The sequence below is a fragment of the Caballeronia grimmiae genome (assembly GCF_022879615.1).
Classification (GTDB): Bacteria; Pseudomonadota; Gammaproteobacteria; order Burkholderiales; family Burkholderiaceae; genus Caballeronia; species Caballeronia grimmiae.
Window position 1 is genome coordinate 2,322,577 of sequence record NZ_CP084271.1, and the last position, 25,764, is coordinate 2,348,340.

Here is a 25,764-nt window from a genome sequence, read left to right on the forward strand (position 1 = left end):
ATCGGTGCTGGACGAAGCGATGTCAAGGTGGGAAAACGAGGCATCGATGGTGCAGTGCGCCAACTTACGGGTTGCTGCCGCTGCGCGCCTCACGGTTTATCGGCCAACGCGCCGTTCTAGGATTGGTCTCGTTGACGAGCCGTGCGGCGCTCCGCAATGTTCTTCGTTTTCGCGAAACAGGTAACTGGCTCTGCGTGGCAGGCGACCGCGGTATCGAAGACGTCAAGTTTGCGATGGCAACGCGATGCACGCCCGGCGGCGCGGACCTTTCGCGTTGACCGAAACACTGCCCATTCGACAGCACACGGCTGAACACCGGAACATCTGCCGCCCACGACCCAACGAACCGATACGAATGAACACCCGCTTCAAGACGCTACTGTGCGCGATTGCGATACTCGTCCCCGCCCTCACAGCGAACGCTTCTGCGTCAGCTCGGGACACGATTCCCATAAAAACCGTGGAGTCGTCCCATCCGCCCTATGTTGCGAAAATCGCGGGCGGACGACTCATATCCATCGCATTGCAGCCTCGGCAACTGCCTCTGGACATGAGTGCGGCGAACTCCATCAAGTCGGAGACCGGAGACTTCAAGCCAGCGCGTTATTCGTTTCCCGACGCGGCCGTGCCGCAATCCGTGTTGTCCCATATGCCGGCCATCTATCGCTACGATCGCCGTCGCGACGTTCCGATCGTGTCCTCGGGAGGCGACTGGGTCATCGCAGAATATTTCCGGGCTGGCTCGCACGTGCCGGTGTCCCGATTCCAGTTGCTCGGCAAACAAGTGCAACGTCAGGAGCTTCTCGACGGGAGCGGCAAGGCGGTGGAAGTCATCGTGGTCGGATGGGCGCCGCGCACGGCGAACGACGACGAGCAAGCAACCGACCCGTCCGCGCTCGGCGACCATCCGGCATGGATACGCGTGTTCAAGGTCGCGCCGTCCGGAAAGAAGACGCTCGTCGCGCTGGCTTCGCGAAAGACGCGTTTCTCGGTTGCACCTAATACGTACGACGCGCCGAGGGACGATGAACTCGTGTTCGGTTCGCCGAACGGTCACTCGAAATGGCGGACGAAAGCGGAATTTTTCGAGGCGTGTCGTATCGATCTCGACGCCCGGAGCCTGGCTGGAGCTTCGCGTCCGGCGAAAGGACTGCGCACGCCATGAATCGCTGGCGTGGCCATCTCGCGGTCGGTTTCGCGTCGGCGGTCTTGCTCATCGGTCAAGAATCGATTGCCACGGGCCAAGCGGCCGTTCCAGAGCGTGCGAATCCGAACGCGCCGACGACTGAACCCGACCACTTCTATGTCGGAAGACGCGGCGATGCATTCGAGTACGCAAAGATTCCCATCAATAATGTCGACGCGGAATCGCGAGTTCTCGTCTGGTTTCTCGGCGTCCGCAAGGGTGGGCCCGCCGTTCGTTACGAGGACGGCCTGAGCACCGGAACGCTGACGTGCTATGACGACTGCGAGTTCGTGCTGGGCGCCACTACACTGCACGGAAAAGTCACGCATACCGGTCGAATCCGCGTGACGAACGACCCTCTCATCTACGCGATCATGCGAGACGCGCAGGCTGGCCGCCTGTCTCGCCGCTAAACACGCCTCCGCAGTACCGGTGCCAACGGTCGAACGCGTGCACATCCCGTTGATACGTTATATCATCGCGACAATTCAATCGAAACGCCGCAACCCACGGCGACCACGACATGACCGCGTCCATCGAAACCATGCTCGCCCGCGCCGAAGCGCTCGCCGATGAGCGCGGCCTCGCGCTGACGCCGCTGCGTCGCCACGTCTACGAACTCGTGCTGAAGGCGCACAAGCCGATCGGCGCCTACGACCTCATCGACGCGATGGAGCCCAAACGCGGCGCGCGCGTGCCGCCCACGACCGTCTACCGCGCGCTGGACTTCCTCGTCGAAAACGGCCTCGTGCATCGCATCGAGTCGAAGAACGCGTTCGTCGCGTGCTGCGATGCCGGCAAGCCCCATGAAAGCCAGTTCCTCATCTGCGACGAATGCGGCGCGACGCTCGAAATCCAGGGCCGCGAGCTCGCCTCGTCGCTGTCCGCGAATCCGACCGCGCACGGCTTTCAGGTGCGTCATCAGGTCGTCGAACTGAGCGGCCTGTGCAGCGACTGTCAGTTCAAACACCGCGCGCAACACGGCGCGTGACATTCCGCACCCCCACAAGGAAAACGATGAAACTCGCGCATGTCCTGACCTGCATCGCCGTTGCGTTCAGCCTCTGCCACACCGCCGCCGCGCAAACGCCGGCGCAAAACGCACGCGTAGCGATCGTCGCGGCGGAGAATTTTTATGGCGATGTCATCCGCCAGTTGGGCGGCGACCGCGTGGACGTGACGAGCATCCTCAGCAATCCGGACCAGGACCCGCATCTGTTCGAAGCCAGCCCCAAGACCGCGCGCGCGCTTCAGCACGCCGCGCTCGTCGTCTATAACGGCGCGGACTACGATCCGTGGATGGACAAGCTGCTCGGCGCATCGAAGGGCAACGGCAAGCGCACGGTGATCGTCGCGGCGCAGCTCACCGGCAAGAAGCCCGGCGACAATCCGCATCTCTGGTACGACCCGCCGACGATGCCCGCTGTCGCGAAAGCGGTGAGCGCGTATTTGTCGAGCGCGGACCCGGCGCACAAGAGCGATTACGACGCGCGCCTCGCCGCTTTCCTCGATTCGCTGAAGCCCGTCGACGCGCGCATCGCGGTGATGAAGTCGCACTTCAAGGGCGTGCCCGTGACCGCGACCGAACCGGTATTCGGCTATATGGCCGATGCGATCGGCTTCGAGATGCGCAACCAGCGCTTCCAGGCCGCCGAGATGAACGAGACCGAGCCGAGCCCCGCCGACATCGCCGCGTTCGAGAAAGACCTGCGCGAGCGGCGCGTGCACGTGCTCATCTACAACAGCCAGGCGACCGGCGCGCTCACGCGGCGGCTGCTCGATGTCGCGAAGGACGCGCACGTGCCGAGCATCAGCGTCACGGAGACGCTGCCCGCCGGCAAGACGTATCAGCAATGGATGCAGACGCAACTCGACGCCCTCGCGGGCGCGCTGCAAGGATGGCAACGATGACGCACGAGCCACAGGCCGCGCTCGAAGTCGATCGCGTGACGCTCGAACTCGGCGGGCGCGCGATTCTCAACGACGCGAGCTTCACCGTGAACACCGGCGAATTCATCGGCGTGCTCGGGCCGAACGGCGCGGGCAAGACCACGCTGATGCGCGCCCTGCTCGGCCTCGTGCCGGTCGCGTCGGGCGCGATCCGCGTGAACGGCGAAGCGGTGATGCGCGGCAATGCATCCATCGGCTATATGCCGCAGATTCGCAGCGGACTCGCGGGCCGCCGCGTGCTGGGCCGCGATTTCGTCGCGATGGCGGCGGACGGGCATCGCTGGGGCTTGCCGCATCGCAATGCCCGCATTCGCGCCGATGTCGAGCGCGTGCTCGATCTCGTCGACGCGCGGCAACTGGCGGCCCGGCCGCTGTCGGAGCTATCGGGCGGCGAGCGCCAGCGGCTGTTGCTCGCGCAATGTCTGCTCGGCAATCCGCGTCTGTTGCTGCTCGACGAGCCGCTCATCAGCCTCGATCCGCGTCATCAGACCGGCGTCGTCGAACTGGTGCGGCGCGTGCAGCGTGAGCTGAACATCACCGTGCTGTTCTCGGCGCATGAACTGAATCCGCTCCTGAATTCGCTCGATCGCGTGCTGTATCTCGGCAACGGGCGCGCGGCGCTCGGCACTGTCGAAGAGGTCATCACCAGGCCCGTGCTGTCGCGTCTTTACGGTTCGCCCATCGACGTGATGCGCGTGAATGGCCGCATCTTCGTGATGTCCGGCGATGTCGAAATCGACAAGCTCGACCACGCGCACGAGGGAGGCGATGGGCACGAGCATGAACACGATCACGGGCACGATCACGCGCATGGCTCCGCGCACGGTCACGGCAAGAAGGGAAAGCACACGCACAATGTTTGAATACGACTTCATGGTGAATGCATTCGCGGCGTCGGGGATCGTCGCGGTGCTGTCGGGGATCGTCGGCTACTTTCTCGTGATGCGCGGACAGACCTTCGCGGGTCACGCGCTATCGCACGTCGGCTTCACTGGCGCCACAGGCGCGGTGCTGCTCGGCATGCCGCCGATCTGGGGCATGGTCGGCTTCACGCTCGCCGCGGGCGTCGGCATGGGCGCGCTCGGCGAGAAACTGTCGGGCCGCGATGTGGCCATCGGCGTGATTCTTTCTTTATCGCTCGGCTTCGGCCTGCTGTTCCTGCATTTCTTCACCGCGTATGCGACGCAAGCGACCGCGCTGCTGTTCGGCAACGTGCTCGGCGTGAATCACGCGACGCTCGTCCTGCTGGCGGGGCTCGCGGCGGTGAGCCTGCTCGCGCTCGGCGTCATCATGCGGCCGCTGCTGTTTGCGTCGCTGCAGCCGGAGCTGGCGGAGGCGAAAGGCGTATCGCTGCGGCTCGTGTCGGTGCTGTTTCTCGCGATCACGGCGCTCGCGGTGGCGGCGTGCACGCAGATCGTCGGCGTGCTGCTCGTGTTCGCGCTGATGGTCGGGCCGGCCGCTGCCGCGCAAAACGTGACGACGCGCTTGTCGGCCGGACTGGCGCTCGCGGCGCTGTTCGCGCTCGGCCAGGCGTGGATCGGATTGACGCTCGCCTATTACACCGACTGGCCGACGAGCTTCTGGATCACGATGCTCGCAGCGGTGGTGTATGGGGGAAGTTTGCTGAGGCGGCGCGGTCATTGACCGCCGGGAAACCGGTCGTGCCGCGACGGACACGACCGGCTTTTCAGTGCTTCAGCGGCACAACACCCGCGCATGATGCGCGATATGCTCGCCGACGAACGTCGAGATGAAGAAGTACCCGTGGTCATAGCCTTCGTGCCGGCGCACGGTCACGCTATGTCCCGCCTCCCGCGCATTGCGCTCGAATACATCGGGATGAAGCTGCTCGGCGAGGAACTGATCCGCCAGTCCCTGATCGATCAGAATCCCGCCTTCGAAGCGCGAAGCGGCATCGCCTTTTACTAGCTCGCTGGCATCGTATTGCTTCCATGCTTCGCGGTCGTCGCCGAGATAGCCGGTGAACGCCTTCACGCCCCACGGACATTGCGACGGCGCGGCGATCGGCGCGAACGCCGACACGCTGCGATAGATGTCCGGATTGCGCAGCGCAAGCACGAGCGCGCCATGCCCGCCCATCGAATGCCCGAAGATGCCTAGCCGGTCCTCGCGAACGGGCAATTCGGCCAGCACCGCGCGGCGCAAATCCTGCGTCACGTACGAGTACATGCGATACCGCCTGCTCCACGGCTCGCGCGTCGCATCGGCGTAGAAGCCCGCGCCCGCGCCGAAGTCCCACCCATCCTTCTCGCCGGGAATGTCCGCGCCGCGCGGACTTGTATCCGGCGCGATCAGCGCGATGCCATGTTCCGCCGCGTAACGCTGTGCGCCCGCCTTGATCGGAAACGTCTCCTCGGTGCACGTCAGGCCGGCGAGGTAGAACAGCGCCGGCACCTTGGCCGAAGCGGCCTGTGCAGGGAGAAAGACGGAAAAACGCATCGGCAGGCCGATCGCTTCCGACTCATGGCGATAGATGCGCTGCACGCCATCGAAACAACGGTGCTCCTCGATGAGTTCGAGCATGGCGGTCTCCTTCGCTCAATAGATGACGACGGAACGGATCGACTCGCCCTTCTTCATCAGGTCGAAGCCGTCGTTGATCTGATCGAGCTTCAGATGATGCGTGATGAGATCGTCGATATTGATCTTGCCTTCCATGTACCAGTCGACGATCTTCGGCACATCCGTGCGGCCGCGTGCGCCGCCGAACGCCGAACCCTTCCACTCGCGGCCCGTGACGAGCTGGAACGGACGCGTGCTGATTTCTTCGCCCGCCGCCGCCACGCCGATGATGAACGACTGTCCCCAGCCCTTGTGCGTGCATTCGAGCGCCTGACGCATCAGCTTCACGTTGCCGACGCATTCGAACGAATAGTCCGCGCCGCCATCGGTCAGTTGCACGATGTGATCGACGACGTTCTCCACTTCGTTCGGGTTGATGAAGTGCGTCATGCCGAACTTCTTCGCCAGTTCGACGCGGCCCGGATTGATATCGACGCCGATGATCTTGTCCGCGCCGACCATCTTCGCGCCCTGAATCACGTTCAGGCCGATGCCGCCCAGCCCGAACACGACGACGTTCGCGCCCGCTTCCACCTTCGCCGAATACACGACCGCGCCGACGCCCGTCGTCACGCCGCAGCCGATGTAGCAGATCTTGTCGAAGGGCGCATCTTCACGCACCTTCGCCACGGCGATTTCAGGCACCACGATGTAGTTCGAGAACGTCGACGTGCCCATATAGTGAAAGAGCGGCTTGCCGTCGAGCGAGAAGCGCGAGGTCGCATCGGGCATGAGGCCCTTGCCTTGCGTCGCGCGAATCTTCTGGCAGAGATTCGTCTTGCGCGACAAGCAGAACTTGCACTCGCGGCATTCCGGCGTGTAGAGCGGAATCACGTGATCGCCCTTCTTCAGCGTGCCGACGCCCGGCCCGACATCGACGATCACGCCCGCGCCTTCGTGGCCGAGAATCGCCGGGAAAATGCCTTCCGGGTCCGCGCCCGACAGCGTGTAGTAGTCGGTGTGGCAAATGCCCGTCGCTTTCACTTCGATCAGCACTTCGCCCGCACGCGGGCCTTCAAGATCGACTTCCTCGATGGTGAGCGGCTGGCCTGCTTTCCATGCGATGGCGGCTTTGGTCTTCATCGTTCAGTTTCCTCGGTTGCTTGCGTTTGATTGATTCATCGGATGACGTTCAGGACTTCGTAGCATGCGCCCATCGTGTGATAGTCGGTCTTGCCGGCGGGGCTTTTCTCGTCGCTGTACTGGCGATTGTCGCGGCTCAGGATGCGATACCACGCGCCGTACCGATGATCGACGAAATGCGCCCAGCTATAGGCCCACAGACGGTCGTACTCGCGCCAGTAATGCGCGGCGGCATCGGCGTCGCCTTCGCGCTGCATGCGGTCCGCGAGCAGGGCCGCCGCCGCGAGCGACTCAGCCTGCACCCAGAAGTACTTGTCCTCGTCGTAGAACTTGCCTTCGGTGTCGAAGCCATAGACCATGCCGCCATGCTCGCCGTCCCACGACGATGCCAGCGCGCGGTCGAACAGTTCGCGTGCGCGTTGCAGATGCCACGCTTCGGGCCGATGCCGGTCGAGAATCAGCAGCAGCTTCGCCCATTCGGTCTGATGCCCCGGCTGAAAGCCCCACGGCCTGAAGATGTTGCTGCGATCACCCTTGTTGTAGTCCCAGTCGATCGACCAGTCCGGCTTGTAATGCTCCCACACGAGGCCGCCCGCGAGCGCCGCCTGGCGGTTCACCATGTTGTCGGCGAGCAGCGCGGCGCGGTCGAGATAACGCGTCTCGCCGGTCGCCTCGAACGCGGCGAGAAACGCCTCGCACGCATGCATGTTCGCGTTCTGCCCGCGATACTCCGACACCTTCCAGTCGGCGCTCGCCTCGTCCTTGTAGAGACCGTGCTCGGCGTCCCAGAAGCGCGTTTCCATCAGTTGCCAGGTTTCGTCGAGATAGGCGCGCGCTTCGTCGAAGCCCGCTTCGACCGCCTTCGCATACGCGAGCACGACGAACGCGAGGCCGTAGCAATGATTGGTCGCATCGGTGACTTCGCGGCCGTTCAGCGTCCACGCGTAGCCGCCCGTTTGCGGGTTGCGATGAAACTCGCGCAAATAGTCGATGCCATGCCGCACGCCACCGCGATACTCGTCGAGACCGTAATGCTTGTACGCCATCGCGTAGTTGAACACGAAGCGCGTGCTCGACACGAGATGACGCGTCTTGCGGTCATAGATCGTGCCGTCGTTCTTGTAGAAATGATAGAAGCCGCCTGCGGGATCCATGCAGTGCGGGTGATAGAAGATCATCGTGCGCAGCGCGTGATCGAGCAGGAAGTGGCGCGAGCGGAAGTCGGGTTGCGACGGTGCGGATGCGGACATAGCGAAAGATCGATGTTGTCGTGATGCGCCGGATGGCGCTGCCGTGCTCGATGAGACTCGAGGGACGTGAAGCCGAGGCCAAAGTGTAAGGGCTAACGCGCGCGCCGTCAGAACCAGCTTTCGACGCGTCCGTACAGATCGATGAAACGCGCGTGCCTGTCCTGCAGCGCGGCGTCGGCTCGTGGCGAAGCGACGCGCGTCGCCGTGGGCGCAAGCGCTGCGAGTTCCGTCTCGCGCCAATGCCCCGCCGCGATGCCGCCGAGCATCGCCGCGCCGCGCGCCGCCGCGTTCGGGCAATCGACAGCGTGCAGTTCGACGTCGAGCGCATCCGCGAGAAGCTGACGCCAGCGTGCATCGATAGAGCCGCCGCCGGCGAGACGCATCGCGGTCAACGGCGTGCCGCTGCGTCGAATCGCGTCGAGCCCCGCGCGCAATGCGAACGCCACGCCTTCGAACGCGGCGCGCATCAGCGAGCCCCGGGTATCGTCGAGACCGAGGCCCAGCCAGCCGCCGCGCGCCGCCGGGTTCATCCACGGCGAGCGTTCTCCGCTCAGGTACGGCAGAAAGCTGACGGAGGCGCTGGCGTCCGCGGCGAAGGCCTCGTCGTAGGCGGCGGGCCAGCTTGCGTAACCGAGCCAGGCGCGCACCGCTTCCAGCGCGACGCCGACGTTCTGCATCGCAGCCATGCGATACCACGTCCCGGTCGCCCCGCGATACGTATGCAAGCCGCGCATCGACGCCGGCGCTTCCTCGCACATCACGACGATCTGCCCGCCGCTGCCCGTGGTCAGCAGCGCATCGCCATCGCCGATGAGGCCGCTGCCGAGCGCGGCGCAAGGCGTATCGCCCGCGCCGACCGCCATCGGAATACCGGCGCGCAGGCCCAGTTCCGCCGCCGCTTGCGCCGACAACACGCCGCCGTGTCCATGCGATGCCGCCAGCGGCGCGAACCACTCGCGCGGCAAGCCGGCCCGGTCGATGAGCGCCTCGTCCCATTCGCCGGAAGGCGCGGCAAGGGCCGTCGCGCAGGCGTCGGAGGGATCGGTGACGAACGCGCCGCCGAGCCGCACGCGCAGCCAGTCCTTCGGCTGCAACGCCCATCGCATGCTGGCGGCGACTTCCTGTTCGTTGATCGCGAGCCAGCGCAGCAACGGTCCCGCCATGCCCGGCGCGACGGGATTGGGCTGCGGCTCGGGCCACGCGTCGAGCAGGCTGCGTGCGCGCGTGTCGGGCCAGAGCATCGCGGGGCGCAGCGCGCGGCCATCGGATGCCGCTGGGACGACGCCGTGCATCTGCCCGGAAAAGCCGATCGCGCTCACCGCATCGCGTTCGTGCGACGGCAAACGCGCGGCGGCATCGACGAGCGCGGCATGCCACGCATCGGCGGACGTTTCGGCCCAGCCGGGATGCGCGCTCGATACCGCATACGCCGCACTCGATGATGCGACCTCGCGCGCCGCTTCATCGACGATCGCGAGTTTGATCGAACCGGTGCCCAGATCAATGCCAAGAAAACGCATGGAATGACTTCTCCGGTGGTGCTCGAAAAGGGTTAGGGAAAACGAGTGAATCGCGGGTTAACCCCGCCGAAGCGCGCCCAGCGCGAAAAATCCACTATACGAACGCCGTGATGAACATCATAACGACGCTCGCCAGATTGCAGCCTTTCGTCACACGACAGGAATCCTCGCGTGTGCGTCAAACCCCTTGCAGCAAGGGCTGCGACGTGATCTCGACGTCTGCCGCGCGTGTTTTCCATATCGGCTTGCGAACGCGGCGTATAGCGGCGCGTGGTCTTGTTAGGGCTTTTTGACGCACTTACCTTGGAGGCCATTCAAGTGAATAGGCAATCAAGGAGACGACATGGCATCGAGCAACAGCCACGCGAACGCGCAAGCGAAGGTCCATCCGTGCGACGAGCGGCTGCCGACGGGTCAGCTTCTGACACTGGGCATACAGCACGTCCTCGTGATGTACGCAGGCGCCGTCGCCGTGCCGCTGATCCTCGGCGCAGCGATGCATCTCACGAAGGATCAGGTGGCATTCCTGATCAGCGCCGACCTCTTCTCATGCGGCGTCGCGACGCTCATTCAGACGCTCGGCCTGTGGATCTTCGGCATCCGCCTGCCGGTCATCATGGGTTGCACGTTCGCCGCCGTCGGCCCGATGGTCGCGATCGGCACGAATCCGTCGCTCGGCATTCTCGATGTCTTCGGCGCGACGATCGCCGCGGGCGTCATCGGCATCTTTCTCGCGCCGATGATCGGCAAGCTCCTGCGCTTCTTCCCGCCGGTCGTGGTCGGCACGGTGATCGCGGTGATCGGGCTGTCGCTGATGGGCGTCGGCATCAACTGGGCGGCGGGCGGCGTCGGCAATCCGGACTACGGCAATCCGGTCTATCTGCTGCTGTCGTTCATCGTGTTGTCGCTGATCCTGCTTATCAACAAGTTCGCACGCGGTTTCATCGCGAACATCTCGGTGCTGCTCGGAATCGTCGCGGGCTTCGTGATCGCCGCGATGCTCGGCCGCGTCAGCATGGATGGCGTCGCGCATGCGCCGTGGGTCGGCATCGTGATGCCGTTCCACTTCGGCCTGCCGCACTTCGATGCGCTCTCCGTCGCGACGATGGTCATCGTCATGTTCGTGACCTTCATCGAATCGACCGGCATGTTCCTCGCGGTCGGCGATCTGGTCGAGCGTCCGGTCGATCAGAAGGCGCTCGTGCGCGGCCTGCGTGTCGACGGTCTCGGCACGCTGATCGGCGGCGTGTTCAACTCGTTCCCGCATACGTCGTTTTCGCAGAACGTCGGGCTGATCGGCGTGACCGGCGTGAAGAGCCGCTTCGTGTGCGCGACGGGCGGCGTCATTCTCGTGCTGCTCGGCCTCTTCCCGAAGATGGCGCAAGTGGTCGCATCGGTGCCGCCGTTCGTGCTCGGCGGCGCGGGCATCGTCATGTTCGGCATGGTGGCGGCGAACGGCATCAAGGTGCTGTCGAAAGTGGACTTCGCGAAGAATCACCACAACCTGTTCATCGTCGCGGTAAGCGTGGGACTCGGCCTCGTGCCGGTGGTCGCGCCGAAGTTCTTTTCACAACTGCCGCACGCGCTGGAGCCGATCCTTCACAGCGGCATTCTGCTGGCTTCGGTGTCGGCGGTGGTGCTGAACATCGTGTTCAACGGCGTGCGCAAGGAGCGCGATGCGCGCTGCGAGATTCGTCACGCAGGGCATGAGTTCGATGGAACCGCGCGGGCGTCGGAAGCGCAGTAAGGGGAAGTGCTGGCGGGTTGTGGCGTTGAGCGCCGCGGTGATGAGCCGCGGCGCTTTTTCTTTTACGCCGGTGCGTCGGCTGCGCGCGGCGCGTCGCCGGTGCGTTCGATCCACCCGCCGCCCAGCGCGCGATACAACGCGACGAGATTCGCCAGCCGCTGCGTGCGCACGACGATCAACGACTGCTGCGCCGAGTACAAGTCCTGCTGCGCGGTCAGCACGCCGAGATTGCTGTCGACGCCTTGCCGGTAACGCATCGTCGACAGGTCCAGACGACGCTGTTGCGCAGCGGTATCGCGTTCTAGCGCCTGGATTTGCTGATCGTAGGTGCCGCGTGCGGCGAGGCCATCGGCGAGGTCGCGGAAGGCGGATTGAATCGCCTTCTCGTACTGATGAAATTTGACGACGGCAAACCAAATGTGTCGGAGCGCAGGCAAGCGGCCGGGGACAGACGAAAAAAGCCCGGCGCGATGGCCGGGCTTCGACTTACTGATGAGGCGCAGGAATGGAGATCATCCCGCTGCCGCAGGCGACGATGCCGCCTGCGGTGCGCTTGCCGATCCGACATCGGCTGGCGCGTCCGCGGGGCGCGGCTGATCGCCGGTATGCTCGATCCACCCGCCGCCGAGCGCCTGATACAGCGTCACCAGATTGGCGAGCCGTTCGGTGCGCGCGGTGATGAGCGTCTGCTGCACGGAGTACAAGTCCTGCTGCGCGGTCAGCACGCCGAGATAGCTGTCGACGCCTTGCCGGTAACGCATCGTCGACAAGTCGAGACGACGCTGTTGCGCGGCGGTATCGCGTTCCAGCGCCTGGATTTGCTGATCGTAGGTGCCGCGTGCGGCGAGGCCATCGGCGACATCGCGGAAGGCGGATTGAATCGCCTTCTCGTACTGCGCGATCTGGATGTTCTTCTGGATGTTCGCCAGATCGAGATTCGCCTGATTCTGCCCGCCCTGGAAGATCGGCAGCGTGATCGTCGGCGCGAAACTCCACGCAGCGGAACCCGGCTTGAAGAGACCGCCGAGCGTCGGGCTCAGCGTGCCGAAGCTGCCCGTCAGCGAAATGCTCGGGAAGAACGCCGCACGCGCCGCACCGATGTTCGCGTTCGCCGCCAGCAGGTTCTGCTCCGCCTCCATGATGTCCGGACGGCGCGTCAGCAGATCGGACGGCAAGCCGGCCGGAATATCGGTCAGCAAGTCCTGCTCGTTCAGCGGCATGCCGGCCGGCAGATCGTCCGGAAGCGGTTCGCCGAGCAACAGCACGAGCGCGTTCACTGCCTGCGCCCGCGCACGCTGCTGCGCCTGATAGTTCGCCGCTGCCGTCTCGACCACCGTCTGCGACTGGCTCAGATCGAGTTCGGACGCGGTGCCGTTGTCGAACTGCAGCTTGACGATGTTGTACGACTCCTGCGCCGTCTTCAGCGTCTGCTCGGTGACCTGCAGCAAGTCATCCGCTTGCAGCACTTGCAGATACTGCGCGGCAACCTGCGAGATCAGCGAAATCTCGAACGCCTTGCGCGCGTACGCCGTCGAGAAATACTGCGCGAGCGCCTGATCCCGCAGGCTCTGCACGCGGCCGAACAGATCGATCTCCCACGACGCATTCAGGCCGACGGAATACGTGTTCGAGATAGTCCGGTCGAAGAACGACAGATTGCGCGGCGTGCGCTGCTTCGACTGATCCGCTTGCGCGTTGATCGCCGGGAACAGCTCCGAACGCACGATCCGATACTGCGCCTGCGCCGCCTGAATATTCAGTACCGACGCACGCAGATCGCGGTTGTTCTTCAGCGCGATATCGATGAGCCGCTGCAGCCGCGCATCGACGAAAAAGTCACGCCAGCCGATCTCCGCGCCCGCGACGCCCTGCGCAGTGCGCGCACCCTCGCCCGCGCCCGGCTGCGTCGCGTAGACGCCGCCGGTCGGAAACGTCGTCGACACGGGCGCGGCGGGGCGCTCGTACTTCGGCTCCATCGTGCAGCCCGTCGCCAGAATCGCGACGGCCGCCGCCATCAAAGAAAGTCTACGCATGTCAGTGTCCTTCGTTGCCATCGCGCGGATGCTGCTCGTCGGGATGGTGCTGCTGGTAATGCTCCAGCGCGACTTCCGGATTTTCCTTGTCGCCGCTGAACTGCGCGCGGATCACGACGAAGAACATCGGCACCATGAAGATCGCGAGGAAGGTCGCCGTCAGCATCCCGCCGATCACGCCCGTACCAATCGCGTGCTGGCTTGCCGAGCCCGCGCCGTTGCTGATCGCAAGCGGCATCACGCCGAGAATGAACGCGAGCGACGTCATCAGAATCGGACGCAAGCGCAGGCGGGCTGCTTCCATCGCTGCTTCGATCGGGCCCATCTTTTCCGATATCTGCAGCTCCCGCGCAAACTCGACGATCAGAATCGCGTTCTTCGCCGACAAGCCGACGGTGGTCAGCAGGCCGACCTGGAAGAACACGTCGTTCTCCAGCCCGCGCAGCGTCACGGCAAGCAGCGCGCCGATCACGCCGAGCGGCACCACCATGATGACCGAGAACGGAATCGACCAGCTTTCATACAGCGCCGCGAGACACAGGAAGACGACGAGGATCGAGATGCCGTACAGAATCGGCGCCTGCGAACCGGACTGGATTTCCTGATACGACAAGCCCGTCCATTCGAAGCCGATGCCTGCCGGCAGCTTCGCCGCGAGCGCTTCCATCGCCTGCATCGCCTGGCCGGTGGACTTGCCGGGAGCCGCCGCGCCCTGGATTTCGACCGACGAAATACCGTTGTAGCGCTCGAGCTTCGGTGAGCCGTAAGTCCAGTTGCCGGTGGCGAACGCGGAGAACGGCACCATGCCGCCCGATCCGTTGCGAACGTACCAGTCGCTCAGATTTTCCGGCGTCATGCGGAATGGCGCGTCGCCCTGCAGATACACCTTCTTGATCCGGCTATCCGTATCGAGGAAGTTGTTCACGTACGCCGATGCCCACGCGATCGAGAACGTCTGGTCGATCGCTACAGCCGTCACGCCGAGCGCCAGCGCCTTCTCGCGATCGATGTTCACCTTGAACTGCGGCGTATCGTTCAGGCCGTTCGGACGCACCTGCGCAAGCGACGGATCCTTCGCGGCCATGCCCAGCAACTGGTTACGCGCGTTCATCAGCGCTTCATGGCCCACGCCCGCGCGATCCTGCAGTTCGAAGTCGAAGCCCGCTGCCGTGCCGAGTTCGGGAATCGACGGCGGATTGACCGGGAACACCACCGCGTTCTTGTAGCCGGAGAAGCGCCCGAACAGCCGGCCGACCAGCGCCTGCACCTTCTGGTCGCCCTTCTGGCGCTGCGCGTAGTCCTTCATCCGCACGAACACGAGACCCGCGTTCTGGCCACGGCCCGCGAAGCTGAAACCGTTGACCGTGAACGTCGATTCGACGATCGACTTTTCGTCGTTCAGCAGGTAATCCGATACGTCCTTCAGCGCGCGCGCCGTGGTCTCCTGCGTCGAGCCGGCCGGCGTCTGCACGAGCACGAACATCGTGCCCTGGTCTTCATCCGGCAGGAACGACTTGGGCAGCTTCACGAACAGCAAGCCCACCGCGACAATCACGACCAGATAGATCAGCAGCCACCGTCCCGAACGCCTGATGACGTGATAGACGCCCGAATGGTACTTGTCGCGGCTCTTGTCGAAGGTGCGGTTGAACCAGCCGAAGAAGCCCTTCTTCTGTTCGTGATGGCCCTGCGGAATCGGCTTCAGGATCGTCGCGCAAAGCGCCGGCGTCAGAATCAGCGCGGTCAGCACGGAGAGCACCATCGCGGAGACGATCGTCAGCGAGAACTGCCGATAGATCGCGCCGACCGAGCCGCCCGACAGCGCCACCGGCACGAACACCGCCGACAGCACGAGCGCCACGCCCACCAGCGCGCCGGTGATCTGGCCCATCGCCTTGCGAGTCGCCTCGCGTGGCGGCAAGCCCTCCTCCGCCATCACCCGCTCGACGTTCTCCACGACCACGATCGCATCGTCCACCAACAGGCCGATCGCGAGCACGAGACCGAACATCGACAGCGTATTGATCGAGAAGCCCACCGCACCCATGATCGCGAACGTGCCGAGCAGAACGACCGGCACCGCGATGGTCGGAATCAGCGTCGCGCGCAGGTTCTGCAGGAACAGATACATCACGAGGAACACCAGCACGATGCCTTCGATCAGCGTCTTGACCACGTCCTCGATCGACAGCCGCACGAACGGCGTCGTGTCATACGGGTACTTCACGACGAGCCCGTGCGGAAAGTACTTCGACAACTCGTCGATCTTCTGACGCACGGCCTTCGCGGTCGCGAGCGCGTTCGCGCCGGTTGCGAGCTGAATGCCGAAGCCCGCCGCGGGCTGGCCGCTGTACTTCGTGTCGAAGTTGTAGTTCTCGCCGCCCAGCTCGATGCGCGCCACGTCCTTCAGGCGCACTTGCGAGCCGTCCTGATTCACCTTCAGCAGCACATTGCCGAATTGCTCGGGCGTGGAAAGCAGCGTCGCTTCGGTGATGGTCGCCTGCAGCATCTGCCCCGGCACCGACGGCGTGCCGCCCAGCGAACCGCCCGCGACCTGAACGTTCTGCGCCTGCAGCGCGGCCTGGACATCGACCGGCGTGAGGCCGAAATTGTTGAGCTTGTTCGCGTTGAGCCAGATTCGCATCGCGTATTGCGAGCCGAACAGCGTGACCGTGCCGACGCCGTCGAGACGGCTGACCGGATCCTGAATGTGCGACGCCACGTAGTTCGCGAGGTCGTACTTGGACATGCTGCCGTCTTCCGACACGAACGCGAGCACCAGCAGGAAGCTGTTGCTCGACTTCGTGACCTTGGTGCCGAGCTGCTGCACGACTTGCGGCAGAAGCGGCGTCGCGAGCTGCAGCTTGTTCTGCACCTGCACCTGCGCGATGTCCGGATTCGTGCCCGGCGCGAACGTCAGCGTGATGGTCGCGGTGCCGGAGTCGTCCGAAGTCGACGACAGATACAGCAAGTGGTCGAGACCGCTCATCTGCTGCTCGATCACCTGCGTCACGGTGTTTTCGACCGTTTTCGCCGATGCGCCCGGATACGTCGCGCTGATCTGCACGCCCGGCGGCGCGATGGTCGGATACTGCGCGACCGGCAACGTGAAGATGGACGCGACACCCGCGAGCATCAGAACGATGGCGATCACCCACGCGAAAATCGGGCGATCGATGAAGAACTTTGCCATGAGGCGGGCTCCTGGTTGTTACGCGCCCGAGGCAGCAGATGCGGGTTGAGCGGACGACGCGGCTTGTGCGGCTTGCGCATCGCTCGCCTGCGAGGCTCCCCCGGCCGTTGCCGGCAGTTGCGCGGGCACTACCTTCACTTCCGCACCCGGACGGACCTTGTCGACGCCCTGCACGATCACGCGGTCACCCGCCTTGAGGCCGCTTTCGACGACCCAGTTCTGCCCGTAGGTGCCGGACGTGACGAGCTGGCGCAGCGCGACCTTGTTGTCGTCGCCGACGACGAGCGCGGTCGGCGTGCCCTTCTGGTCATGCGTGATGCCGATCTGCGGCACGACGAGCGCGCTCGGATTCACGCCCTCTTCGATGCGCCCGCGCACGAACATGCCCGGCAACAGCACGCGGTCCTTGTTCTGGAAGATCGCGCGGACCGTGACGGAGCCGGTGGTCGGATCGACGGTGACGTCGGTGAATTGCAGCTTGCCCTTCTCCGAATAGATGCGGCCGTCTTCCAGCACGAGCGAGACCTTCGCGGCGTTCGGGCCGCTCGTCGTCAGACGCCCTTCCTGAATCTGGCGACGCAGCTTGAGGCCATCGAGACTCGACTGCGTGAGATCGACGTATGTGGGATCGAGCTGCTGCACGGTGGCCAGCAGCGTCGCCTGGCTCGCCTGCACGTAGGCACCCGGCGTGACCTGCGAGATGCCGACCTGACCCGTCACCGGCGAGACGACGTCGGTGTAGCCGAGGTTGATCTGCGCGGCATCGACGGCGGCCTTGCCGGCTGCCACGTCCGCTGCGGCCTGGCCTTGCGAGGCGACGGCGTTGTCGTAGTCCTGCTTGCTGACGGCGTTCGCGGCGACGAGCACCTTGTAGCGATTCGCCTGCGCGGTCGTCGACGCGAGATTCGCCTGCGCCTTCGCAAGCGACGCCTTCGCATTGTTCAACTGCGCGATGTACGGCGCCGGATCGATCTTGTAGAGCCGCTGACCCGCCTTGACGATGCTACCTTCGGTGAATTCACGGCGCAGCACGACGCCGTCGACGCGCGCCCGCACCTGGGCGACGAGATACGCGCTCGTGCGGCCCGGCAGTTCGGCCGTGACCGGCACGGCGGTCGGCTGGACCGTCACGACGCCGACTTCGGGCGTCTGCGGCGGCGGGGCCGATTGTTTTTGCCCGCACGCCGCCAGCAGCATGGCAGCCGTTGCGGCACTGACGAGGTGATAGGGAACCCTTTCGAAGCGCATGGAGCGACCTCTTTGTAACTGGTAGCGAAAAAAACGCGTGCTTCTCAACAACAAGAAGCAACTCGTCGCCTCAATGCCGACGCGCGCATCTGTGAGCCCTCGGACCGCGACCTTGGCTGAAGCCGCTGGCGCCGCTGGCGGATCTGAACATCGGTAGTGACGAAAGTTGACCGGTAAGCAGTTGCATCGGTCCTGTCGTCGTGTGGGGTGGTATTATAAATACATTCACGAACGAATGTAAAAATCCGCTAATGGGCGGATTACTGCCGTAACAATCATCCGCTGCATCGGGCTCGACGAGCCCAAATGCTTCCTGTCAATCCTTTCGCACTATCCGCCGGCGCGCTGCCGCCAGCGGCTGCTGTCACTACGAACATGGTCAGACGAACCAAGGAAGAAGCGCAGGAGACGCGCAACCGCATTCTGGACGCCGCCGAACGCGTTTTTTATGAAAAAGGCGTATCGCGGACGTCGCTTGCGGACATTGCGCAGGCGGCGGGCGTGACGCGCGGCGCGATCTACTGGCACTTCGCGAACAAGGGCGACCTCTTCAACGCGATGTTCGACCGCAGCTTGCTGCCGCTCGACGAGCTGATCGAAGCGACGCTCGACGGCAAGGAGCCGGACCCGCTCGCGCACATCCGCGAGATTTTCGTCTGGTGCATGCGCAACATCACCGCCGACGAACACCGCCGCCGCGTGTTCGACATCCTGTTTCTGAAATGCGAGTTCGTCGAAGAGATGGGGCCGGTCCGCGAGCGTCATCAGAACAACATGCGCGACGGACGGGAACGCATCGAGCGGGCGCTGCGCAACGCCATCGACAAACAGCAGTTGCCTGCCGCGCTCGACACGCGCCGCGCCACCACGCTGCTGCATGCGCTGTTCACCGGCATCCTGCACGACTCGCTGATGCTGCCGGAAAGCGTCGATCCCGCACAGGATTCGGAAGCGCTGATCGACGCGTGCTTCGACGCGCTGCGTTCGAGTCCCGCTCTATTGATGCCCGCGAGCGCGTGATGCTGCGAGGCTTCGTTCAGCGCTCGCCGAAACGCGCGCGCTGATTCGACGCGTAGATGTTGTCGCGTGCGGGCGGCTCGCCCGTTTCGAGTGCGGCGATCCATTCGTCCGTGGTCAGCACGGCGGCGAATCGCGACTGCATCACCACCGTGAACACGCGATGAATCTCTTCGGCGCTCGCGCGGCCCGCCCGGTTCTCATACGGCACCGCGCCGGTCGCATCGACGAGAAATTCCACCGACAAGCCCGAGTGGACGGCATGACGGACGGTGGAATCGTCGCAATTGTGGGTCATGTAGCCGGCGATCACGATGGTGTCGACGTCGTGCGCCGCGAGCCATTCGGCGAGATCGGTGCCCGCAAACGCGCTCGGCAGCGACTTTTCGACGTAATGCGCGCGCGGGCGTTCGGCCACCGATTCATGCAGCTCCGCCATCGCTGATCCGCGAGCGAAAATCGGCGCGGCGGCGGGCGCGAAGTTCTGCACGACGACGATCGGCACGCCGTGGGCGTCGGCGGCATCCATCGCGCGGCCGATATTGGCGAGCGACACGTTCACATCGGGATATTCGATCGGCAGATTGCCGGTGACGTATTCGTTCTGCACGTCGATGACGACCAGGGCGCGGCGGGGCGTGAGTGGTCCTTGAGCGGTGAAACGGAGACTGTAGCGTCGATTCAAAATCAGCGCCGGTTCGACGGTGCAGCGCGTGTCGGTCGGGCGCAAGGCTGCTGCAGCGAGATCGTAATAAATCGCTCAGCGCCTCGACGATAAGTCATGCCGCGCGGTTTCATCTCCCCTCTTCCGCCGCTGCTGATTCAGACACCCCTCCTCGGAATCAAACATGCCCTCTTGCTGGCCAAGCGGCTTCGCGCCACTTATGGCGACGGTTCTTCTCTTCGGCGCGCTCTTGGCCGAGCTTTGATCCGAATTGGCAAAGCAAGGCGGCAGCGCGCGGCGCATATCGACGTTCGCCAGAATCCTGATCGGGGTTTTTCTGCTACTGGCACTAACGAATGGTGCGTGGAAGCATCATCAGAAAGCCGCGCGCCGAAGGGAGAACGTATCGCTCATCTGCGAGACGTCTGAAGCCGACGGCGGTTTCTGCACAGCCAGATAAAGAATGCGGCTACGCCTTTACCGCGCCTCCGATATGAAACTGCTCGCGGAACGCACTTATTTCGTTGCCGGGAAAACAGAGCTTTACCCGACGCCCGACTTCCTGATCAAAGATTCATCGCAAAGCGACGGCGCAATCGCGCTGCCGCCGACGCCGCTCGATCGGCTCATGGTGCTGTTTCGATAAGAATCGCAGCCGCTTCGAATGAACGGCGCGAACTCGAAGCTGATCGCGTTTCCTATTGCAGCCCCGCCCGCGGCGCAAAGAACACCAGCGCCGCGATACAAACCAGCATCGCTGCCCACGCCCAGCCCGGCAATCCCAACGGATGCGGATCATGCCGATGCTCCCGCTCATGCGCCCCCAACGCATGCGCGCCCAGCCGATGCCGCAGCACGCCGCTCGCGGCGGCATCGCCGGATGCGTGATGCATCGCGCGCGCCGTCGCGCCCGTGCGACGCGAGAACGCCGCCGACATCCCGCCCGGCCGCAAGAACACGTGACGGCGCGTGCGCTCGCCTGCCGCGCGCATCGACGGCAAGCCATGCTTCGCGCGCACGACTTCGCAGAATTCCGCGAAAAAGTCGTCGGCGCATTCGCGCAGCGCATTTTCGATCTGGCGCGGCGGCAAGCCGGCGAGCGGCCCCGTGACCGTCGCCCAGACGGTGTACTCGATCCACGTGGCGCGGCCGTCGTCCTCCGCATTCAGCGCGACGGCAATCTGCCCGCGCAACGAACCGACGCCCTCGCTGCGCGCCTTGAAACTGAGCGTGCGGGCGCAGCCGTCTTCGTCCGCGCGGTCGTGCGAGTGCGAGTGCGGCTCGACGCTGCCGCCCTGCCGCGTGCGCCCCGCCGGATGCGCCCGCACCTCGTACCGCGCCCGCAGCGCGCCGAGCGGTACGACGAGCGTCAGCGCGTATTCGCCGGCCGGCGTGCGTGCAAAGGACTCACAGTTTTCGAGGCTCGCCCGCAGTAACGCGAGGTCGCAGAGCGCCTCCCGGACGTGCGCCGGGTCGAGCGGCACGCGCAACGCTTCCGTGACTTCCATCCGACCCTCCGGGGACGAAAAACGCCTGACGCTGGCTTGCGTTCGCTGTCGATTTCTTTCGCTTGTTTTGGCACGCCGGCGAACGCGCGTCTGTGCGGCGGCTCGCTAAGAAGTCACGTCGATGCGATCGACCCGCGACGGGTAAAACGCCAGATAGCCCTTGATGACAGCCACGGCGTCGAGCGGGTTTTCGTAACTCCAGACGGCGTTTTCGACCGGACCGTCCTCGGTGAGCAGATGGTAGTAGGTGGCATCGCCCTTGAACGGGCAGTGCGATGTGTGAATCGAGCGTTCGAGCCGCGCCATGTTGACGTCGGCGCGCGGAAAATAGTAAACGTTCTCGTGCCCCGTTTCGCTCAGCGTGAGCGCTGCATGCGTGTCGGCGAACGTGACGCCCTGGTGGATCACGCGGCAGCGCCGGGCGTTCGGCAAAATCTCGATGCGGTGCGTCGCTTGCCCGTCGTTCAGATCCGTGCTCATCGTGCTGTCCTCCGCGCTGCGGTTCAGAGAGTCGCGAGGCGCGCCGTGCGCCCCGTCACAGGTCACAAAAAAGTCACGAGGCAGCCGAAGCCGGCTCGTGACTTGATTATGAGACAAACTCCTGCCGCGAGGGAGGGGCAGTCCTGATGCGCGGCTCACCGCATCATTGAATGTTCCAGTGAAACGCCGCCTTGGCCTTGCCTGGCCCGGACACGCTGACGGACTGCTTCTTCTCCTGGTCCTTGTACTTGGCGTAGACGGTGTAATTGCCCGCCGGCAGCTTGACGAGCATGTACGGGCCCATCGATTCCGTACTGAGCACTTCGCCGCCCTTCCCGCCGACGATCCGCACGTGCACGCCCGACAGATAGTCGGCGGTCGGGCCCGTGAAGCGCAGCGACAGCGGCCAGTGCGCCTGTTCGCGCAACAATGCGCGCGATTCGTCGAGACCGACGCCGCCCGACGTGTACGACACTTCCCCTTGTTGCTCGATTTGCGGCAGGCCACCGCCGTTGGCATTGCCCGCGCTGCCGGTTTCGGCCGTGCCGGCGCTCGCGGCATTCACGCCGCTCGCCGCCTGTGCCCATGCTCCGCTCGTGAAGCCAGCACACAGCGCCGTCGCCAGCAGCGTCGCGGCCAGCTTTCCCGTTTTGCTCGTCATCGTCATCGTTATTGGCTCCTTTTCCGATGCCGCCGCGCGCCGGAGCGCCAGCGACGTCACGCCCCGATGCGCAGCTTCAGCGCGATAGGGCACCGCAGCCAGAAAAGCACGCTGCGTGCCCGCCGCGGCCGGCCGTTTAACCCAGATCCACCGGCACGAAGATCTGCGCGTCATCCCGCTGGATCAGCAGCGCGATGCTGTCGCCCGCATGCGAGACCATCGCCTTCAACTGCTGCACGCTGGTGACCGGCTGGCCGTTGACCGCGAGGATCACGTCGCCGGCCTGAATGCCCGCGCTTGCCGCCGCGCCGTTCGCCTGCTGCACGACCAGCCCGCGCGACAGCGACCCTTCCTGCTTCTCTTCCGGCGTGAGCGGCCGCACCGCGACGCCGAGCCGCGCATCCTGCGACGCACCGCCCGATCCGTCACCGCTCGTGTCGGCGCTGGCGGTCTTCGTATCCTTCAGCGCGCCGATCTTCACGTCGATATCCTTCGGGCCCTTGTCGCGCCAGACCTGCACCTTCGCCGACGTGCCCGGCGGCAGCCCCGCGACCTGCGACGGCAGCGACGTCGAGTCCGTCACCGGCACGCCGTTCAGCGCGACGATCACATCGCCCGGCTGGAGGCCCGCCTTCGCAGCCGGCCCGCCCGGTTCCACCGAACTCACGAGCGCGCCCTGCGGCGCCTTCATGCCAAACGAATTGGCGAGCGTCTGGTTCATCGCCTGCACCGTGACGCCGAGGCGCCCGCGATCCACATGGCCCGTCTTGATGAGCGCGTCCTTGACCTTGATCGCTTCATTGATCGGGATAGCGAACGAAAGCCCCTGGAAGCCGCCGGTCTGCGAGTAGATCATCGAGTTGATGCCGATGACTTCGCCTTGCAGATTGAAGAGCGGCCCGCCCGAGTTGCCCGGATTGACCGGCACGTCGGTCTGGATGAACGGCGTGTAGTTCTCGTTCGGCAGCGCGCGCGACTTCGCGCTGATGATGCCCGACGTGACGGTGTTGTCGAAACCATAGGGCGAGCCGATCGCCACGACCCACTGGCCGACCTTGCTGCCGTTCGGATCGCCGATCTTGACAGTCGGCAGGCTTTTCGCGTCGATCTTCAGCACCGCGACATCGGACTGCTTGTCGGCCCCGACGACCTTCGCGCGGAACTCGCGCTTGTCCGTCAGCTTGACGGTCACGACGTTCGCGTTATCGACGACATGCGCGTTCGTGAGGATGTAGCCATCGCTGCTCACGATGAAGCCGGAGCCGAGCCCTTCGCTCGGACGATCCGCGCCTCCGCCGCCTTCGCCGCCGCCCAAGCCGGGGACGTTGCCGTAGAAGCGCTTGAAGAACTGATAGAACGGATCGTCGGGGTCCATCGGCAACTGGTTCGCGCCGCCGCGTCGCGCGGACGTCTGCTTCACCACGTGCTTCGCGCTGATGTTAACGACGGCGGGGCCATAGGTCTCGACGAGGCCCGAGAAATCGGGAACGCCCGTTTTCGCGGCGGCCTCGGCCGGCATCATCGCGGCGGCCTGCGCGGGCGCGATGACCTGCGGCGCGGCAACGTTGTTGTGACCGGCGACATAGCCCGCCGACAAGGCAACGGCGACGGCGGCAGCGACGGCGCTGCGGGTGACGATCTTCGCTTTCATCGTGTGCTCCAGATAACAGGTGCGCTGGGGTAGAGCGGACTCTACGGATGACGGAAGATTACGGGGCGTCGCTTAAACCGTTCTTAAAGTCGCGCAGCGCTGGTCGCGATAGCACGAAAAAGGGCGGCTGCCCTATTGGACAGCCGCCCTTTTCTTCGCGCGAAGTCGCTAGTGAGTACGCTTAAAACTCGTAGCCGACCTGACCGCGCACGCCCGTGTCACCGTGCGGCGTGAACGATGCCGCCGCGTTCACGAGCCAGTGATTGTTCTCGGAACGATAGGTGCCGCCAAGACCGACTGCCGTGTAGCCCTTGTAGTTGGCGACGCCCGCGGCGATCAGCGTATTGCCCGGCTTGTTCGGCGTGAGATTCGGCATGGCCATCGCAGCGGCGACGCCCGCGAACGCTTCGCGCGCGACCGCGTTGACGTTGCTCTGCAGCGCGTTTAACTGGTTCATGTTGGCCGCGTCGGTGCCCCGCACGCCCGCCGCTACGTTCGTCACGCGACGCTCGTTGCCTGCCGAACCGACCGACACCGTGTTGTCCTCGGATGCGACCGAACGGTCGCCGAGCGCGACGGAGTTGGCCGCCGTGGCCTGCGCGCCGTTGCCGATCGCCGTTGCGTTGGCACCGGTTGCGGACGCGGGCGAATCGTTGGCCTGCGAGGCCACGACCGAGCTGCCGCCGATGGAAATGTTCTGCACGCGCTGGTTCAGCGCGTCGACCTCCACGTTGGTCTGATACAGCTGCGAGCCAATGACCGCGTCGGTGCTGTCCGCGGTGAGCGCGCCTGCCCCGACGTTCGTCACGCGACGCTCGTTGCCTGCCGAACCGACCGACACCGTGTTGTCCTCGGATGCAACCGAATGGTCGCCCAGCGCGACGGAGTTCGCCGCCGTAGCCTGCGCGCCGTTGCCAACCGCCGTTGCGTTGGTACCGGTTGCGGACGCGGGCGAATCGTTGGCCTGCGACGCCACCAGCGAGCTGCCGTTAAGCGAAATGTTCTGCACGCGCTGGTTCAGCGCGTCGACTTGCACGTTGGTCTGGTAGAGCTGCGAGCCGTTGACCGCGTCGGTGCTGTTCGCGGCAAGCGCGCCTGCCCCGACACCCGTCACCTGACGTGCGCCTTGCGTGCCGGTCACGTCGACGACGGTGCCGTCGGTGTCCTTTGCCACGGTAATGTTGTGCGTAGCAGGGTCCTGCTTAACAAGAGTTGCGCCGCTGCTCTGCGCGATGCGGCTATCGAGGTTGGACAGCGCGTCGCCGACGTTATTGAACTGCTGGCCGCCGATGTTATACGTCGGAGATGACCAGGTGCCGTTGCTGTTGACGGCTGCTCCGCCGCCGAACGCGTTCGCTGTCGAGCTTGCGAGCGAATAGAGCTGTGAGCCGTTGATAGCTTCCCTGCTGCCTGACGAGACAGCGCCGTCTGCCAGATTGATGATGCCTTTGCCATTCATGTCCACGCGCGCGAGCATCGAGATTCGGTCTGCCGCCATGATCTCGACAGTGCCGCTGCCGAGCTTCATGTAATTCGGCGCGGTTGCGTTACCGTCCGAAATTAGCGCGAAGTCCCTGCCGTCATTGGTGCACCCGTTTGCCGGAGCAACACCGGGATTAAGACCGCCATTCTGAACAACGGTACTCAGTCCCGAGGCCCCGTTGCAGAGGACCAGTTGCCCCGCAGCCATCGCCGCCGTGCTTCCCAACATCATCGCGACCGCCGCGGCCACCACTTTCATGCGACACGCGATCATCGTTCCAACGTTCTTTCGGCAAACATCGCCGCGCCCCTGCCTCGTACTCTTCATTACACCGTCTCCTTTAGAGATGACAAAAGAACGGTGCAGATTAATTCGTGATGCTCATCAAGCGAAGTAGATATTTCCTAAAGTCATTCGCGATGCACGGTTGTTATTATCTTTTAGAAAAATCAAAGAGACTAGCGCCAATATTCGGCGACATTCAATAGCCTGTTAGCAGCGATAAAT

The 25,764-nt window shown here is 64.5% G+C and carries 23 protein-coding genes and 1 pseudogene; 10 read left to right on the forward strand and 14 right to left on the reverse strand.

The features are described 5' to 3' along the window. The first annotated feature begins 274 nt into the window (after positions 1-274). From LDZ21_RS11150 to LDZ21_RS11175, 6 genes are all read left to right on the forward strand, one after another. Entirely contained in the window at positions 275-1,165 is an 891-nt protein-coding gene (locus LDZ21_RS11150) for a hypothetical protein (protein ID WP_244793400.1), read from the forward strand. Then, complete coding sequence (locus tag LDZ21_RS11155; RefSeq protein ID WP_244793401.1) at positions 1,162-1,599, forward strand: hypothetical protein; 438 nt, start codon at positions 1,162-1,164, stop codon at positions 1,597-1,599. The genes LDZ21_RS11150 and LDZ21_RS11155 overlap by 4 nt, the downstream gene beginning before the upstream one ends. A gap of 110 nt (positions 1,600-1,709) precedes the next feature. Continuing rightward, complete coding sequence (locus LDZ21_RS11160) at positions 1,710-2,177, forward strand: Fur family transcriptional regulator (RefSeq protein ID WP_035968211.1); 468 nt, start codon at positions 1,710-1,712, stop codon at positions 2,175-2,177. A 26-nt stretch (positions 2,178-2,203) separates the two neighbouring features. Further along, positions 2,204-3,097: a metal ABC transporter solute-binding protein gene (locus LDZ21_RS11165; protein ID WP_244793402.1), complete on the forward strand. Its 894-nt coding sequence runs from the start codon at positions 2,204-2,206 to the stop codon at positions 3,095-3,097. Then, on the forward strand, positions 3,085-3,999 hold the full coding sequence (locus LDZ21_RS11170; RefSeq protein WP_188885318.1) for an ATP-binding cassette domain-containing protein: 915 nt from the start codon (positions 3,085-3,087) through the stop codon (positions 3,997-3,999). The genes LDZ21_RS11165 and LDZ21_RS11170 overlap by 13 nt, the downstream gene beginning before the upstream one ends. Next, positions 3,992-4,780: a metal ABC transporter permease gene (locus LDZ21_RS11175; RefSeq protein ID WP_244793403.1), complete on the forward strand. Its 789-nt coding sequence runs from the start codon at positions 3,992-3,994 to the stop codon at positions 4,778-4,780. The genes LDZ21_RS11170 and LDZ21_RS11175 overlap by 8 nt, the downstream gene beginning before the upstream one ends. A gap of 51 nt (positions 4,781-4,831) precedes the next feature. Here the strand turns inward: LDZ21_RS11175 and fghA are convergent, their stop codons facing one another. The 4 genes from fghA to LDZ21_RS11195 form a co-directional block, all read right to left on the reverse strand. Further along, positions 4,832-5,680 (reverse strand): S-formylglutathione hydrolase, encoded by an 849-nt coding sequence (gene fghA / locus LDZ21_RS11180; protein ID WP_244793404.1) that lies wholly within the window; start codon positions 5,678-5,680, stop codon positions 4,832-4,834. Positions 5,681-5,695: 15 nt separating this feature from the next. Beyond that, positions 5,696-6,802, reverse strand: a complete 1,107-nt coding sequence (locus LDZ21_RS11185) for an S-(hydroxymethyl)glutathione dehydrogenase/class III alcohol dehydrogenase (protein ID WP_035961252.1) — start codon at positions 6,800-6,802, stop codon at positions 5,696-5,698. A 35-nt stretch (positions 6,803-6,837) separates the two neighbouring features. Then, positions 6,838-8,052, reverse strand: coding sequence for an AGE family epimerase/isomerase (locus LDZ21_RS11190; RefSeq protein ID WP_244793405.1), 1,215 nt, complete (start codon positions 8,050-8,052; stop codon positions 6,838-6,840). A 107-nt stretch (positions 8,053-8,159) separates the two neighbouring features. Further along, positions 8,160-9,572: a xylulokinase gene (locus LDZ21_RS11195; protein ID WP_244793406.1), complete on the reverse strand. Its 1,413-nt coding sequence runs from the start codon at positions 9,570-9,572 to the stop codon at positions 8,160-8,162. A 343-nt stretch (positions 9,573-9,915) separates the two neighbouring features. Here LDZ21_RS11195 and LDZ21_RS11200 point away from each other — a divergent pair, with 343 nt between their 5' ends. Further along, positions 9,916-11,319 (forward strand): nucleobase:cation symporter-2 family protein, encoded by a 1,404-nt coding sequence (locus LDZ21_RS11200; protein ID WP_244793407.1) that lies wholly within the window; start codon positions 9,916-9,918, stop codon positions 11,317-11,319. Between the two features lie 62 nt (positions 11,320-11,381). Here the strand turns inward: LDZ21_RS11200 and LDZ21_RS11205 are convergent. From LDZ21_RS11205 to LDZ21_RS11220, 4 genes and pseudogenes are all read right to left on the reverse strand, one after another. Beyond that, positions 11,382-11,723 (reverse strand): annotated as a pseudogene (locus tag LDZ21_RS11205) (TolC family protein); the annotation flags it as partial. 108 nt (positions 11,724-11,831) lie between these two features. Next, positions 11,832-13,352, reverse strand: a complete 1,521-nt coding sequence (locus LDZ21_RS11210) for an efflux transporter outer membrane subunit (protein WP_244793408.1) — start codon at positions 13,350-13,352, stop codon at positions 11,832-11,834. A 1-nt stretch (position 13,353) separates the two neighbouring features. Continuing rightward, a complete protein-coding gene (locus LDZ21_RS11215; protein ID WP_244793409.1) occupies positions 13,354-16,545 on the reverse strand; it encodes an efflux RND transporter permease subunit in 3,192 nt (1,063 codons plus the stop codon). A gap of 18 nt (positions 16,546-16,563) precedes the next feature. After that, positions 16,564-17,793: an efflux RND transporter periplasmic adaptor subunit gene (locus tag LDZ21_RS11220; RefSeq protein ID WP_244793410.1), complete on the reverse strand. Its 1,230-nt coding sequence runs from the start codon at positions 17,791-17,793 to the stop codon at positions 16,564-16,566. 375 nt (positions 17,794-18,168) lie between these two features. On the opposite strand from LDZ21_RS11220, the gene LDZ21_RS11225 reads away from it, so the two are divergent. After that, a complete protein-coding gene (locus LDZ21_RS11225; protein ID WP_244794827.1) occupies positions 18,169-18,813 on the forward strand; it encodes a TetR family transcriptional regulator in 645 nt (214 codons plus the stop codon). Positions 18,814-18,829: 16 nt separating this feature from the next. Here the strand turns inward: LDZ21_RS11225 and LDZ21_RS11230 are convergent, their stop codons facing one another. Continuing rightward, positions 18,830-19,495 (reverse strand): cysteine hydrolase family protein, encoded by a 666-nt coding sequence (locus LDZ21_RS11230; RefSeq protein WP_244794828.1) that lies wholly within the window; start codon positions 19,493-19,495, stop codon positions 18,830-18,832. A gap of 96 nt (positions 19,496-19,591) precedes the next feature. Here LDZ21_RS11230 and LDZ21_RS11235 point away from each other — a divergent pair, with 96 nt between their 5' ends. Together LDZ21_RS11235 and LDZ21_RS11240 are read left to right on the forward strand one after the other, a co-directional pair. Next, positions 19,592-19,903, forward strand: a complete 312-nt coding sequence (locus LDZ21_RS11235) for a hypothetical protein (RefSeq protein WP_244793411.1) — start codon at positions 19,592-19,594, stop codon at positions 19,901-19,903. 64 nt (positions 19,904-19,967) lie between these two features. Beyond that, the gene (locus tag LDZ21_RS11240; protein ID WP_244793412.1) at positions 19,968-20,120 is read left to right on the forward strand and encodes a hypothetical protein; all 153 of its coding nucleotides are present in this window, start codon (positions 19,968-19,970) and stop codon (positions 20,118-20,120) included. Positions 20,121-20,172: 52 nt separating this feature from the next. Here LDZ21_RS11240 and LDZ21_RS11245 read toward each other — a convergent pair whose 3' ends face one another. From LDZ21_RS11245 to LDZ21_RS11265, 5 genes are all read right to left on the reverse strand, one after another. After that, the gene (locus tag LDZ21_RS11245) at positions 20,173-20,982 is read right to left on the reverse strand and encodes an SRPBCC family protein (RefSeq protein WP_035961276.1); all 810 of its coding nucleotides are present in this window, start codon (positions 20,980-20,982) and stop codon (positions 20,173-20,175) included. Between the two features lie 105 nt (positions 20,983-21,087). Further along, complete coding sequence (locus tag LDZ21_RS11250) at positions 21,088-21,462, reverse strand: DUF427 domain-containing protein (RefSeq protein ID WP_035961278.1); 375 nt, start codon at positions 21,460-21,462, stop codon at positions 21,088-21,090. 163 nt (positions 21,463-21,625) lie between these two features. Continuing rightward, entirely contained in the window at positions 21,626-22,123 is a 498-nt protein-coding gene (locus tag LDZ21_RS11255) for a carboxypeptidase regulatory-like domain-containing protein (protein ID WP_244794829.1), read from the reverse strand. Positions 22,124-22,259: 136 nt separating this feature from the next. Then, positions 22,260-23,774 (reverse strand): DegQ family serine endoprotease, encoded by a 1,515-nt coding sequence (locus LDZ21_RS11260; protein WP_244793413.1) that lies wholly within the window; start codon positions 23,772-23,774, stop codon positions 22,260-22,262. A gap of 181 nt (positions 23,775-23,955) precedes the next feature. Continuing rightward, positions 23,956-25,515: a YadA family autotransporter adhesin gene (locus LDZ21_RS11265; protein WP_244793414.1), complete on the reverse strand. Its 1,560-nt coding sequence runs from the start codon at positions 25,513-25,515 to the stop codon at positions 23,956-23,958. Positions 25,516-25,764 lie beyond the last annotated feature (249 nt).